Raw genomic sequence first — 12,953 nt, forward strand, 5'->3', positions numbered from 1 at the left:
GACGGAAATCTCCGAGTGGGCGGTATGGCGTTCCGGCACAACTGCTGTCGGGACTCTCGCCCGGGCCCCATTCACGCACGCCGACGAGGCGCCAACTGGCGAGTGAAATCACTATAACCAGTTAAATACCATTTGAGTACCACTACCAGCGAAAGAGTGGTAATGGTTTGTGCTGACCAGGGTTCACCCGGATGCGCTCAGAACGCGTTCAGCACCCGCTCGGAATCGAGGTTGGTTTCCATCAGCAGCACACCGCGCCGGACGGTCTCGCGCGGCGAGGCCTTGAGCTGCGCCATCAGGGACGCGCCTTCGGTGCGATGCGTCGCCCCCAGCCCCACCCACGCGTTGCGCCCTGCCCGCTTGGCCGCGTACAAGGCCATGTCGATCATCGCCACCACTTCCTGCCACGACAGCGCCAACGGGTTCGACGTGATGAACGGATGGCAGGCGAAGCCGATGGAGCAGGTCTTCGCCAGGCGCGTGCCGTCGGGCAGCACGAAGTCTTCGTCGGCGATGGCGCTGCGCACGCGCTCGGCCACGCGGGCCGAATGGCTGCGCTGCGTGGCGCGGGCGACGATGAGGAACTCCTCGCCGCCCCAGCGCACGAGGTAGTCGGACTCGCGGAACACGCGCAGCAGACGCTCCTTGATCTGGATGAGCACTGCATCGCCCGCCTGGTGGCCGTAGGTGTCGTTCACGTGCTTGAAGTGGTCCAGGTCCACCATGAACATCACGGTGTCGGTGGCTTCGCGCGCGGCGGCCGGGTCGCGCATCTGGCGCATGCTGAGCGCAGCGTCCTTCTCCAGGTGCTGCAGCAGGAAGCGACGGTTGCGAAGGCCGGTGAGCGGGTCGGTGAGGCTCATGTCCTCCAGCGCGCTCAAGGCCGTCTCCAGCTCCGCCGTTCGCTCGGCCACGCGCAGCTCCAGGTCGCGGTTGGCGGCTTCGAGCTCGCGCTGGATGTCGATGTGCTGCGCATCGCTCAGCAGGTGCTCCACCAGGTTGGCGATGTGCGAGGCGAAGAGCACGTCGTCGCGCGTCCAGTTGCGGCGCCTGCCGCATTGGCCGAAGCTCGCCACGCCCACGTTCACGCCGCGCAGGCGCAAGGGCACCTCCACCAGCGAGCGCACGTCGGCCGAGGCCAGCACCGGCACCAGTTCGTCAGCGGATGGATGCAGGCGCAGGTCGTGCACCACCAGGGCATGCTCCAGCGAGCGCTGCAGCGCTTCGTAGTGAGGCAGGCCACCGGCGTCGATCGCATCACCCACCTTGAAGCGCAGCGCGTCCGGTGCATGCAGGGCACGGCAGACGATGGCGCCGCTGGCGTCATCGCGCAGGCAGATGGCCACCAGCTCCACCTTCAGGATGTCCGCCGCGTTGGTCACCACCTGGGCCAGCGATTCGTCCAGGCCCACGGTCTTCATCGTGCCGCTGGCCGACAGCTCCAGCAGCTTCTGCACGGCGGGTTTTTCCGAGAGGTCGTGCTGCTCCAGGTTGCGCAGGCGGTCGGGTGCGCTCAACTCGGACTTGATCTCCAGCTCCAGCGCGAGATGGCGGCGTGCATGGCGCAGGGCCTGCGTGTCGTCGCCCAGTTCCTCGCACAGCTGCGACAAGGCGCTGTGGCAGGCCATCTGCTGCGGGCGCGAGCCGTTGCTGACGGCATGCGCCAGCGCCTCTTCGTAGGCCGACACCGATTCCTTCAGCCGCTTCTGCTGGCGGAAGATGTGCGCGAGCGACATCATCGCCGCCGAGCTGAGCCAGACGTACTTGCAGGCAAAGGCCAGGCGCAAGGCCTCGCGCGTGAGCGACTCGGCGCGATCGAGCTGGCCCTCGTCCAGCGCGCACTGGCCCAGGTGCCAGTAGGCCTCGGCCTCGTACTCGCGCACATCGCCTCGCTTTGCATGGAGCAGCGCGGATTCGATCTCCATCACCGCGCTGTTGCGCTCGCCCATGGCGCGCTCGTGCACGCCCAGGTTCAGGCCGAGCTTGGCGAGGAGATAGGGATCGTCGATGCCCTTGAGCAGCGCTCGCGCGTCGCGCTGGAACCGCGCACCCGTGTGCGGGTCGCCCAGTGCAATGTAGATGGCCCCCAGCCCGATGCGCGCTTCCGTGCCTGAGCGGATGTCGCCGGTGAGCTTGAACAGCTCCAGGCAGCGGCCCCAGTGATGCATCGCCTCGCGGTACTCGCCCTGGGTGTAGCGCACGCGGCCGATCGCCTCCAACATGCGGCCGGTCTGGGGAGCGAGGCCGAGGTCGTCGGCACGCTGCAGGCCGCTGTAGAGGTCATCGATGATGGACGTCGCTTCGCCCAGGCGCTCCAGCACGAAGTAGCGCTGGTACAGCGCATCGAGCGCCACGTCGAAGCGCGCTTCCCTTGCAGCAGCATCTTCCAGCGATTGAAAGAGATAGATGGCCGGCCTGGGATGCCGCCGGGCCATGCGCTCGATCCGATGCAGTTCTTCCATCGGCCCCGTCCTGGGTTGACCAATGGAGTCCTTGTATCACCGGGCACGCGGCTTCGTGGTTGGTGGTTGCGCCAAGCACAGGGTGATTGAAACCGCCGCCACGGAAGATCTTCACACGGCGGCGGCCGCGGTGTGGTTCGGTACCGTACCGCCCGCTCAGGGCAAGGGCGCGAGCAAGAAGGCCGTGATGGACACCGTGGCGGCCAGGATGAGCCACCCCAGCGCCGGCCACGGATTGCCCAGGGTGTCGTCGTCGAACATCGTTTCCTGCGGATTCATGGTTTCCCCCTGTGATGCCAGCCTGCAAAGCGACCGGTTCACAGGGACATACGCAGCCCGGCCGCCAAAGCGGACAAGCCCCTACCGGAATATCGGCCAAGGCCTGCGTGGACGAGCAGGACATGCGCTTGGCTCAGGCGGCCCTTGCCAAACGGTCATTGCGAAGACACAAGGCATTCGCAGACTCGCGGACTTTTGATCCACGCCCACCACCAGGAGAAGACATGCTGAAGAAGCTGATCGCACTTGCCGCTGCCGCCTTGCTGGCCGCTGGCAGCGCCCAGGCCGTGACCACCGCCGAACTCGCGTTCCACCACGCGCCGGTGCACTACCAGGACACCGACTCCAGCGACTACCCGTCGGACTACATCACCGCCTTCGACTATGACGGCGACCGCATCATGACCAACAACTGGGACAACCGCGGCAACGGCCTGTGGCCCGCGACGGTGTATTACTCGGTGGTGGAGAGCTGCACGCACTACTTCATCAGCTATGCGTTCTACCACCCGAGGGATTGGTCCGACACCATCTTCGACCAGGAGCATGAGAACGACCTCGAAGGCCTGATCATTGCCGTGCGCAAGGACGGCACGGCCTACGGAACGATGGAAGGCATGATCACCGTCTTCCACACCGACTTCTTCTCCTACACCCCGCCGGGCAGCCCGTACACCAACGGGCACGAGACCATCGACGGCAAGGTGTCGTTCGAGATGCACGACGGCGTGAACCGCATGAAGACCGTGCAGGAAGCCAAGGGCCACGGCCTGAAGGCCTGGCCGTACGCATCCGACTTCAACGGTGCGGCGAACCAGGACGGGATCATCTACTACCCGACCCTGGGCACGCCTGGGGTGCCGACCTCGGGCAACGACCGCCACGTGAACTACCGGTTGGTGGACATGCTGGCGCCCGGCGGCATGTACTCGTCCGCACTGAGCGACGCATTGCAGCCCGCGGCGCAGATGCTGACCTTCAGCACCTGGGGCACCTTCCGCGGCGACAAGAGCGGTGGATGCGGCTCCGGCCTGAAGACCTGCAGCACGAACTCGGCGAACACGCCCTGGGGATGGGATGACGGCAACGATGGTGCGAGCTACCGCGGCGAGTTCGGGCTCGATCCGGCGCATCTGTTCTCGTTCTACTTCGGCGGCACGGGGAACTTCAGCCAGAAGTACATCAGCAATCCGTATCTCACGGGGCTCAGGAACAGCGGGTTCTACAGCGGGCACACGCCGGCGGGGTTCCCGTCGCAGCTGGACCTGAACACGCTGTTTGGCAAGCTCACCAACTCGTGCTCCTGAACACCTCAAGCGCATTGAGGGTCTCGATCAACTGAACTGGCTTTCGCTGCGGACGGTCCCTCTCGACAATGGCGCATTGATTGTCAAGGGGATCGCCCGATGGAGGCTTGGAGATGGTGATCGAGTACATCCGCTACGGCCTGACCGACGATGCGCAGGCGACGGCCTTCGAACGCGACTACGCGCTGGCCGCCCGCTTTCTGGACGACAGCGAGCATTGCCTGTCGTATCAACTGGCGCGCTGCGTCGACCAGCCCTTGCAATACATCCTGCAGATCCGCTGGGACTCCGCCGATGGCCACCTGCAAGGGTTTCGCCGCAGCGCCGGCTTTGCGGACTTCGTGCGGCTGGTCGGCCCCTACACGCGCCAGTTGCTGGAAATGCGCCACTATCAACCGACGGCGGTGGCGGGAGCAAGGCCCGGCCAAGCCCTCTAAGATCCTGCTGGCGATGCACACGGGCTGACCGGCCTGGAAAGGGCGACATGGCGATACGCGAAGTCGATTTCCGCAAGATCGACCTGAACCTGCTGGTGGTGTTCCATGCCCTGATGCGCGAGCAAAGCGTGGCACGCGCGGCCGAGCGCCTGTTTCTCGGGGCGTCGGCCGTGAGCATGTCGCTGCGCCGGCTGCGCGAGCTGTTCGACGACACCCTGTTCGTGCGCTCCGGCCAGCGCATGGTGCCCACCGGCCGTGCCGAAGAGCTGGCAGCGCCGATCGAGAACCTGCTGATCGCGGCACACAAGCTGGTCTACGAGCGCAGCACGTTTCGGCCGGCTGACCTGGACCGGGTGTTTCGCATCGGCGCCAATGAATCTTGCGAGGTGGGCCTGGTGGCACAGCTGCTGGCCGAATTGAGGCAGCAGGCGCCCAGCGCCCGCCTCGTGGTGCGCACGACCAGTTCCGCCAACGCTGCCACGTTGATCGATGCGGGTGACATCGAGCTGGCGCTGGGTTATTTCAAGGACGTCCCGTCGCATCACGACCGCGAGACCGCATGCCACCACCAGTTCGAATGCCTCTTCGATGCACGGACCGCGAAGAACCCGTTGTCGCTGGAAGACTATCTGCAAGCCGACCACGTGTTGATGTCAACGGCCGGTGACCTCGAAGGCGTGGTTGACTTGCGCCTTCGCGAACTCGGCCTGAAGCGCAAGGTGGTCGCCAGCACCGCACGTTTCTCGGCGCTGCCTTCATGGCTGCAGCGCTCGCCCTTGATTGCCACCGTGCCGGCGCACGTGGGCGCCGAGCTCGCACGCGCCTCGGGGCTGGTGACCTGTGCCGTGCCATTCGACCTGCCGGGCTACGACGTGCAGATGAGCTGGCACAAGCGCCTGGCCGACGACGCCGCGGCCACCTGGCTGAGACAACTCGTGCGCCGCGTCTCGACCGAGATGTTCGGCGAGCGCGACACCATGACGGAAACCTCCATCCCATGATTCCAGAATCGAACATCGTCATCCGCAGCCGCGAGCAGTTGCTCTACACCTTGTCGGAAGCCTCGGAGATCGAGCACAACCTGATGTGCTGCTACCTGTATGCGGCATGGAGCCTGAAGACCGAAGACGATGACGGCGTGGACGACGAGGTTCGCGCTGAACTCAAGCGCTGGCAACGCGTCATCGTCCACGTGGCCATCGACGAGATGAGCCATCTCGCGCTGGTCGCCAACCTGATGAATGCCTTGGGTGGCGCCGCGCATCTGCACCGGCCCAACTTCCCGATCTCATCGGGCTACCACCCCGCCGGGCTGCAGGTGAAGCTCGCGCCCTTCAGCCGCGCAACACTGCAGCACTTCATCTACCTCGAACGGCCCGAAGGCAGCGACGAACCCGACGGCGAAGGCTTCGAGGTGGCGCTCAACTACCGCCGCGGCTTGAACGGCCTGGAGTTGATGCCGTCGGCGCAGGACTTTCCGACCGTGGGGCATCTCTACCATTCGGTCGAGGCCGCCTTGCGTGAGCTGTCGGGCGCGCTCGGCGAACGGCAGCTGTTCTGCGGCGACCCCGACTTGCAGGTCGGTCCCGACATCGTGCAGTTGCCCGGCCTGCTCCCCGTGACCGACCTGGCTTCTGCCTGCCGGGCGATCCAGACCATCGTCGAACAGGGCGAAGGCAGCCAGGCGGACACGGCGAACAGCCACTTCCAGCGCTTCATCGGCATACGGACGGCGCATGAGCGGCTGATGGCTGAACGGCCAGATTTCAGTCCGGCCCATCCGGCCGCCCACAACCCGGTGATGCGGCGTCCGCCGGATCCCAAGGGCAAGGTGTGGGTCCAACTGGACGCGCCGCGTTCCGCGCTCGACCTGGGCAATGCCGTCTACAACCACATGCTGCGCTTTCTGGCGCAGGGCTTCGGCGAGACCCAGCGCGAGCGCAAGCGGGATCTGATCAACGCGGGCATCGACCTGATGTTCGCCATCGATCCCTTGGCGAAGGAGCTTGCGCGCCTGAGGGCCAACGACACGGACGACTGCCATGCCGGACTCAGCTTTGCGACGCTGCGGTCCTATCCTGTCATCCACCCTGATGTGGCGCAGGCCACTCTGGTGACGAGGCTTGCTGAGTTGTGCGAGGGCAATCCGAAGCTCGAACGGACTCCGCGCGTTGCAGCTGCACTGGCGGCGCTATCAGCCACACATGCACGGCTTTCCCCTGGCACCGCCGACATGCCCGTGGCGGTGGCGCAGCCGGAGAAACCGGTGGACGTCCCTGCTCCAACCGAAGAGGCCGTGGCTGTCACCGCCAACAGCGAGCCTGAGGTGGTTGAAGGCACGGAGATGCGCCTGATCTTCGATGCGAAGCGCTGCATTCATGCGCGTTTTTGCGTGACTGGTGCACCGAAGACATTCCTGGCCAATGTTCAAGGGCCGTGGCTGCACCCCGACCGCACGCCGTTGGCGCGTTTGATCGAGGTCGCACACGCCTGCCCGTCGGGCGCGGTGCAGTACCGCCGCAAGGACGGTCAACCGGACGAAGCTGCGCCTGAGGTGAACCTGCTGCATGTGCGCGAGAACGGCCCCTATGCCGTGCGAGCGCCTTTGGTCCTGAGCGGGCAGGACGCCGGCTTTCGCGCCACCTTGTGCCGCTGCGGCGCCTCTGCCAACAAGCCGTTTTGCGATGGGTCGCACCAGGCCGCGTCGTTTTCAGCGAGCGGTGAACCAGTGACGATCAGTCTTGATGCCTTGAGCGTCCGTGACGGCCCGCTGCGCGTCGACCCTCAGCAAAACGGGCCTTTGCAAGTCAGCGGCAACCTGGAGATCTGCTCCGGCACGGGTCGCGTCGTCCAGCGTGTGACGCAAGCCAAGCTGTGCCGGTGCGGTCAGTCGAAATCCAAGCCGTTCTGCGACGGCAGCCATCGCGCTGCTGGCTTCGTCGCGGCCGGCGCGTAGGTTCATTCGCCGAGTGCTTGCACCACCAGTCGAGCGTTTCCTCGCCTGAGAAGTTTTGCTGCCCGGTGATGAGATTGCCGTCGCGGATGGCAAAGCTGCGCCACAGCCCGGCCTGGATGTAGTTGGCGCCCAGCTTCTGCAGCTCGTCTTCGATGCGCCAGGGCATCAGGTGCTTTTCGGGCGGCAGCAGGCCGGCGATCCACACCGCGTTGTCGGCATAGTCTTCCTCGACGTTGGCAAAGCCCGTCACGGTCTTTCCCTTGACCAGGTAGTCGCCGTTGGAGAGCCTGGTGTGGGCCAGGATGGCCGTGCCGTGGCACAGAGCGGCGGCGATCTTGCCGGCTTCGTAGAACTCAACGAACTTTTGGTGCAGGTCCGTGGCTGAGTCGAACGAGAACATCGGCGCCTGGCCACCGGCCACCACGATGGCGTCGAAGGCTGCCACGTCGATGTCGCTGACCTTGCCGGTGCTGTCCACCAGCGCCTTCAACGCCGGGGTGTGGATGAAGCCCTGGCTGATGAGATCGGAGCTGCTGTAGTCGCTGGGATCGTTCGGATCGCTCATGGCGTCGGCGACGCACTGGCCACCCTCCGGGCTGAAGACCTTGAGGTCGTAGCCCTTCTCGGAAAACACGTGATACGGGTGGGTCAACTCACTCCACCAAAAACCCACCGGCCAACCAGAGGTGGTCGAGATGGTGGGGTTGGCAATGACGATGGCAATGCGCTTCTTGCCTTTGACATTGACGATGTTGGGATCCCTCAGACTCATGGCATGCTCCATCGAATGGGTGGTGAACATGGGCTCGTCAACTGATAGGTTGAAGAGTCCATGTGACGCGAAGATGGATTCTTGGCAGGGAGTCTGGTCGCTACAAGTTTGTTGAATTGAAGGGCGACCTCAATTGAATTGGGTTTGGTCGCTTGGCCGCCGCCCATGGCGGCGGCACAACTCAAAACACTTCAGTAAAGGATGCCGGTTCCAGGCGCAGAATCGTCCAATGCACTCGGCGCGATCGAGCCCTCAGATGCAATCCAAAGAAGATCGTCAACATCACTCAACGAAAGAGGAGCCAAGGCAAACGCCTCAACAATATGTGGAGCGCCGCCTTGCGCCTGAGCAATTTGAGCAACCAGTGCCAATACGCTGCATGCTCCGAGTTTGACAAAGAATTTCATGAGCATCCTTCTTGAAATAGGAACGATGGATTGACATCCAAAGATAAGCCTGACGGGAAGACGCACTTCAGGCGGCCGATGGCCGCCTGAGTCAACGCGCCCCCTTACTTCGGCGAGTCGGTGTTGGATTGAGAATTGCGACGGCGGTTGCAAAGCCAGCATGCCAACAACGCCCCAATCAATCCCCCAGCGAACCCGCCGGCAAAGGCGTAGGCCACGTGGCCCGTTTCCGGAATCGTATCGGCGCGAGCGAGCAAAGGCGCGGATAGCAAAAAAAACGAGACTGGCAGTTTGAATTCTGTCTTCACGGAAGCTCCTTGTTAGTCACTCAGAAAAAATCGATTGAGAGCCGAGTCCCAGGCACTGACCTCCGCCTGCCAGCCTCTTCAGTAGCAAGATCAGGAGAGCGAATTGTGAGCTCAAGCCGATCTTGAAGCTTTCTTATCCTAAGGTATGTTGGAGCCTCGGCACCCAGAGATTGGCGAAGCACAGGCTCAACTTTTTTGACAATTTCCAAGGCAGAACTAGTTTGCCCCATTGCCTCAGTCACAAGGGCCAGATTAGCCGCATAAAACTGCACCGCCGGATGCTTGGCACCGAACACTTGTGTGACTCTTTCTAACGCTTGTCGTAAAGACTCCTGAGCATCAGACTTTTCGCCGCGTTGGAACTCAGCAATTCCGCGCATCGACATTGCGATTGCCCCATCAACCGAGATTGGCAAAGAACCATCAGGTCGGAGCAATAGAGAATCCAGTTTGGCTAGCCATTCCTGAGCGGTGGTCAAGTCACCCTGTCGCAGTTCGAATTCTGCCAATGCCATCAGGCCTTTCATCCGGTAGTTCTTGTTGGCCGAGGCCCCATTGGAGGACTCCGCAAGAGTCCGGATGCGGAGATATTCCTTTGAGTCTTTACCGAGAATTCTTTTGGCTGCAGAAATTTTGAATATCAGTAGAGCTGCTTCAGCCCCGAGTGTTGGAGACTTTTGATCTTCCGATATTGCCTCCAGACTCGGCAACTCTTCAACGGCATCATCCACAAGCCCCAATCGCAGTTGAGCTAGCACCTTGCGAATCGCGAGGCTTCTGCAGTCGGTTCCATTTGGGCCCAAATCAGCGGCGCATCTAGCTACTGCTCCACGCAAATGTTCCAGCTGCGCAGCATATTGGCCTGCAGCGCTGAGTACCCCTGAACGATCCACAGCGAGCGACGCCAGCTCCCTGGCATCCGCAGAATGCGTACTCATCACGGCTGATTCAAGTTGCCCAAGAAGTTGCAGAGCACCATCGTAGTCTTGCATTCTTTGTGCTGTGTAGATGCGACCTCGAAGTGCATCCATAGTTTTCGGGTGGTTCGGCCCGAAGGCCTTAAGCGCCTGCTCATGACTTCGCTCAAACAAGGTCTTGGCCTGCTTCGAGTCCCCTTGGATCTCGGCAATCCACCCTTCAACCTCGCTCATGCGTGCGTTCAGTTCCGGCTCGTTCCCATGCTGGGGATCCATTTCCCGCGCTTCTTGCAGAAGAGTACGAGCTTGCTTCAGATTTCCGGAGCGAAGGGCCATGTTGCTTTGGGCTGTTAGAGCAAGTGCGGCGTCGCGAGGTTGACCGAGCTCCGCATAGACGCGTGCTGCATCTGCAAAGGTGCTATCAGCTCCGACAAATTCCCCCATGTCCTTCTGGATGTTGGCGATCCCTAGAAGCAACTCGCTTTGAAGACGCGGTTGTGTCTTCAATCGCGTCAAAACATCTTTCCGTCCGGTTTCAAGCAACTCTCTGGCCGTGATGTCGGCCCCTCTGGCCTTCTCCTGGTCCGCACGCTTGAAGAGATTCAGCATGAAATCTCGTGCAGCTCCAGCCCTGGCAGACTCTTCGCGAGCCTGCAGGCCAAAGACCACAGCAGCCGTGGCAACCACAACCAGCGACACGATGGAAGCCAATCCCAGGCCGACACCGAGACGATGGCGCCCTGCGAACTTCCACAGTCGGTAGTACGCGCTTGGCGCCTTGGCCAATACGGCTTCACCTGCCAACCACCGATCCACATCGGCCAGCACTGCATCGACCGACGAATACCGCGACGATGGCTTCTTCTCAAGACAGCGAAGAGCAATCGCATCCAGCTCAGGTGCGAGGAGCTTGCGCAGCCCTTTGGGACTTGTTCCTCGAGGTTCAGCTTGTTCATCCCCCAGGGACCTTCGACTCGGTGCCCTTGGATCAACCTCAAGAATCGCGTGCTCCAACTGCGCTGCCGACTCCGTCCTCAGCTCATACGGCCTCTCCCCGCAAATGAGCTCATAAAACACCACCCCCAGCGAGTACACATCACAAGCCGTCGTCAACGGCAGCCCCATCAATTGCTCCGGGCTCGCATACCGCGGCGTCATCGAGCGCCCGGCCTGCCGCGTCAGCTCCGTTTCCTCGATCGCATCGCCTTGCGCTTCCAGCAGTTTGGCAATGCCGAAGTCCAGCAGCCTCACCTCACCCTGCGAGGTGACCAGGATGTTCCCGGGCTTCAAGTCCCGATGAATGACCAGGTTCGCATGCGCATGCTGGACAGCGAGAAGCACCTGCCGAAACAACTGCACCCGCTCCCGCACCGGCAGCTTGCGCTCATCACAGAAGGTCGAGATCGGCTGACCCTCGACGTATTCCAGCGCCAGCCAGGCCTGCCCCTCTTTCGTCACCCCAGCGTCGTACAGCCCCGCAATGTGCGGATGCCTCAGCGTCGCCAGGATGTCCCGCTCGCGATCGAACCGCGCCGCAAACGTCTCGCGCCCCGGCCGCGGGTACGGCAGCTTGATCGCCACCTGCCGCTTGAACGCGCCGTCCGCGCGCTCGGCCAGCCACACCTCGGCCATGCCGCCCTCGCCCAGCGGCTTGACCAGCCGATAGGGCCCCACGCGATCGTCTTCATGCCAATCGCTCGCGTTGGCCGCGTCCGATGACAGCCTGGGCAAGGTGCCGAGGAAGTCGTCCGTCTCCAGGTGGCTCCTCGCGTCCAGCATCAGCCGGAGCTGCGGCAGCAGCGGGTTACCTTCACGCTCCAGCCGCTCCAGCCAGGCCTGCAATTCGTCCGCGCGCATGCCGTCGGCTTCCTCATAGAGGGCTGACAGGGCAGACCACTGTTGCTCTGGCGTACGGTTCATGGCGTGCGTCCATGAGGGCCCTCAGGCCTGCCACGGACGTGCTGTTGTTCGGCGGGTCGGCCGGCCCGGGGCCGGTGCACTGCGGGGCGCATCTTATGCAGGTGCGGCCCATGAGGGAATCCCGAGGTTGAACCTAGTTGCCATGGAACCCGAAGGGCGTTCATTGACTTGCTGTCACACTGGCGCCGCGCCGTCCATCCCATAAAGAAGACAATCGCCCCCATGCCCCTGGACACTCCGCCCGAACTGCCGCCCATCACCTTGCTGCTGCGCCGCGCGACTGAAGGCGACCGCGCCGCGCTGGACAAGGTGTTCGAGTCGCTCTACCCCGACCTGCGCCGCGTGGCCCGCGCCCGCCTGCACAGCCAGGGCCGGGCCGATTCGATGAACACCACCATGCTGGTGCATGAAAGCTTCGTGCGGCTGGTCAATGCCAGCGGGCTGCGGCTGGAAGACCGCCACCACTTCTTCGCCTACGCGGCCAAGACCATGCGCAACGTCATCATCGACGCCGCCCGCGAGCACCAGGCCGAGCGGCGCGGCGGCGGCGCCGAGCACCTGACGCTGGGCGGCGAAGACAGCCTGCAAGTGCCCGACACCAGCGCCAGCGACGAACTCATCCGCGTCAACGACGCCCTGCTGGAACTCGAAACGCTGGACCCCGAGCTGGTCCAGGTGGTGGAGATGCGCTACTTCGGCGGCTACAGCGAGCAGGAAATCGCCGACTTCCAGGGGGTCACCGAGCGCACCGTGCGCCGCCGCTGGGACAAGGCCCGCGCCTGGCTGTACGTGGCGCTCGGCGGCTCGGGGCAGATGCCGGGCTAGGCTCACACCGACTCCAGCAGCCAGTCGCCACCGGCCGACTGGGCCATCATCTCGTCCATCCAGGCGTCGAGTTCGGCCTGAGCGTCGGTGGCCTCGATCACCGACAAGCCTTGCTTCAGATCCCAGCTCGATTCGAACCAGCCCGGACCGGTGTCGTCGCGGCCATCAATGCACACGGCGGGCGGCAAGGCCCCCGCACGGAGCGCCGCCTCGCGCAGCGTCCTCGCGTCCATCAGCTCGCGCATCCATGTGCCGGCACCATCCTTCGCCATCTCCCGTCCTCCTGATGTTGTCGTGGAGGCGGCAGTGTCTGGTGCGATGCCCGCGCTGACCATCGCTCGAAGGTCGGGCCCGGCACCCCCG

The 12,953-nt window shown here is 63.4% G+C and carries 11 protein-coding genes and 1 pseudogene; 5 read left to right on the plus strand and 7 right to left on the minus strand.

Features of this window, described 5'->3' with window-relative positions; translation table 11 throughout:
* Positions 1-197: 197 nt before the first annotated feature.
* Together DZC73_RS17315 and DZC73_RS30475 are read right to left on the minus strand one after the other, a co-directional pair.
* Positions 198-2,462 (minus strand): diguanylate cyclase, encoded by a 2,265-nt coding sequence (locus tag DZC73_RS17315; RefSeq protein ID WP_124541594.1) that lies wholly within the window; start codon positions 2,460-2,462, stop codon positions 198-200.
* 156 nt (positions 2,463-2,618) lie between these two features.
* Positions 2,619-2,741, minus strand: coding sequence for a hypothetical protein (locus tag DZC73_RS30475; protein WP_268879047.1), 123 nt, complete (start codon positions 2,739-2,741; stop codon positions 2,619-2,621).
* A gap of 224 nt (positions 2,742-2,965) precedes the next feature.
* Here DZC73_RS30475 and DZC73_RS17320 point away from each other — a divergent pair, with 224 nt between their 5' ends.
* The 4 genes from DZC73_RS17320 to DZC73_RS30285 all read left to right on the plus strand — a co-directional run bounded on the left by DZC73_RS17320 (position 2,966) and on the right by DZC73_RS30285 (position 7,441).
* Positions 2,966-4,048 (plus strand): hypothetical protein, encoded by a 1,083-nt coding sequence (locus tag DZC73_RS17320; protein WP_124541595.1) that lies wholly within the window; start codon positions 2,966-2,968, stop codon positions 4,046-4,048.
* 113 nt (positions 4,049-4,161) lie between these two features.
* The gene (locus DZC73_RS17325) at positions 4,162-4,485 is read left to right on the plus strand and encodes an antibiotic biosynthesis monooxygenase family protein (protein WP_124541596.1); all 324 of its coding nucleotides are present in this window, start codon (positions 4,162-4,164) and stop codon (positions 4,483-4,485) included.
* Positions 4,486-4,532: 47 nt separating this feature from the next.
* Positions 4,533-5,486 (plus strand): LysR family transcriptional regulator, encoded by a 954-nt coding sequence (locus DZC73_RS17330; protein ID WP_124541597.1) that lies wholly within the window; start codon positions 4,533-4,535, stop codon positions 5,484-5,486.
* Positions 5,483-7,441: a ferritin-like domain-containing protein gene (locus DZC73_RS30285; RefSeq protein ID WP_268879050.1), complete on the plus strand. Its 1,959-nt coding sequence runs from the start codon at positions 5,483-5,485 to the stop codon at positions 7,439-7,441. The genes DZC73_RS17330 and DZC73_RS30285 overlap by 4 nt, the downstream gene beginning before the upstream one ends.
* A 73-nt stretch (positions 7,442-7,514) precedes the next feature.
* Here DZC73_RS30285 and DZC73_RS17340 read toward each other — a convergent pair.
* The 4 genes and pseudogenes from DZC73_RS17340 to DZC73_RS17355 all read right to left on the minus strand — a co-directional run.
* Positions 7,515-8,243 (minus strand): annotated as a pseudogene (locus tag DZC73_RS17340) (type 1 glutamine amidotransferase domain-containing protein); the annotation flags it as partial.
* Between the two features lie 161 nt (positions 8,244-8,404).
* Entirely contained in the window at positions 8,405-8,620 is a 216-nt protein-coding gene (locus DZC73_RS17345; protein ID WP_124541599.1) for a hypothetical protein, read from the minus strand.
* Positions 8,621-8,724: 104 nt separating this feature from the next.
* Complete coding sequence (locus DZC73_RS17350; RefSeq protein WP_124541600.1) at positions 8,725-8,928, minus strand: hypothetical protein; 204 nt, start codon at positions 8,926-8,928, stop codon at positions 8,725-8,727.
* A gap of 20 nt (positions 8,929-8,948) precedes the next feature.
* On the minus strand, positions 8,949-11,765 hold the full coding sequence (locus DZC73_RS17355) for a serine/threonine-protein kinase (RefSeq protein ID WP_124541601.1): 2,817 nt from the start codon (positions 11,763-11,765) through the stop codon (positions 8,949-8,951).
* 222 nt (positions 11,766-11,987) lie between these two features.
* Between DZC73_RS17355 and DZC73_RS17360 the strand changes: the two genes are divergently transcribed.
* Positions 11,988-12,590, plus strand: coding sequence for an ECF-type sigma factor (locus DZC73_RS17360; RefSeq protein ID WP_124541602.1), 603 nt, complete (start codon positions 11,988-11,990; stop codon positions 12,588-12,590).
* A gap of 2 nt (positions 12,591-12,592) precedes the next feature.
* Here DZC73_RS17360 and DZC73_RS17365 read toward each other — a convergent pair whose 3' ends face one another.
* On the minus strand, positions 12,593-12,862 hold the full coding sequence (locus tag DZC73_RS17365; RefSeq protein WP_124541603.1) for a hypothetical protein: 270 nt from the start codon (positions 12,860-12,862) through the stop codon (positions 12,593-12,595).
* Between the last annotated feature and the right edge of the window lie 91 nt (positions 12,863-12,953).

The sequence above is a fragment of the Rhizobacter terrae genome (assembly GCF_003852895.1).
Lineage (GTDB): Bacteria > Pseudomonadota > Gammaproteobacteria > Burkholderiales > Burkholderiaceae_C > Albitalea > Albitalea terrae.

Excerpts from the sequence above, each read along its gene's own strand:
- DZC73_RS17325 (WP_124541596.1), top strand. The coding sequence starts at position 4,162 with ATGGTGATCGAGTACATCCGCTACGGCCTGACCGACGATGCGCAGGCG.
- DZC73_RS17320 (WP_124541595.1), top strand. The coding sequence starts at position 2,966 with ATGCTGAAGAAGCTGATCGCACTTGCCGCTGCCGCCTTGCTGGCCGCT.
- DZC73_RS17355 (WP_124541601.1), bottom strand. The coding sequence starts at position 11,765 with ATGAACCGTACGCCAGAGCAACAGTGGTCTGCCCTGTCAGCCCTCTAT.
- DZC73_RS17365 (WP_124541603.1), bottom strand. The coding sequence starts at position 12,862 with ATGGCGAAGGATGGTGCCGGCACATGGATGCGCGAGCTGATGGACGCG.
- DZC73_RS17330 (WP_124541597.1), top strand. The coding sequence starts at position 4,533 with ATGGCGATACGCGAAGTCGATTTCCGCAAGATCGACCTGAACCTGCTG.
- DZC73_RS17360 (WP_124541602.1), top strand. The coding sequence starts at position 11,988 with ATGCCCCTGGACACTCCGCCCGAACTGCCGCCCATCACCTTGCTGCTG.
- DZC73_RS17345 (WP_124541599.1), bottom strand. The coding sequence starts at position 8,620 with ATGAAATTCTTTGTCAAACTCGGAGCATGCAGCGTATTGGCACTGGTT.
- DZC73_RS30475 (WP_268879047.1), bottom strand. The coding sequence starts at position 2,741 with ATGAATCCGCAGGAAACGATGTTCGACGACGACACCCTGGGCAATCCG.
- DZC73_RS30285 (WP_268879050.1), top strand. The coding sequence starts at position 5,483 with ATGATTCCAGAATCGAACATCGTCATCCGCAGCCGCGAGCAGTTGCTC.
- DZC73_RS17315 (WP_124541594.1), bottom strand. The coding sequence starts at position 2,462 with ATGGAAGAACTGCATCGGATCGAGCGCATGGCCCGGCGGCATCCCAGG.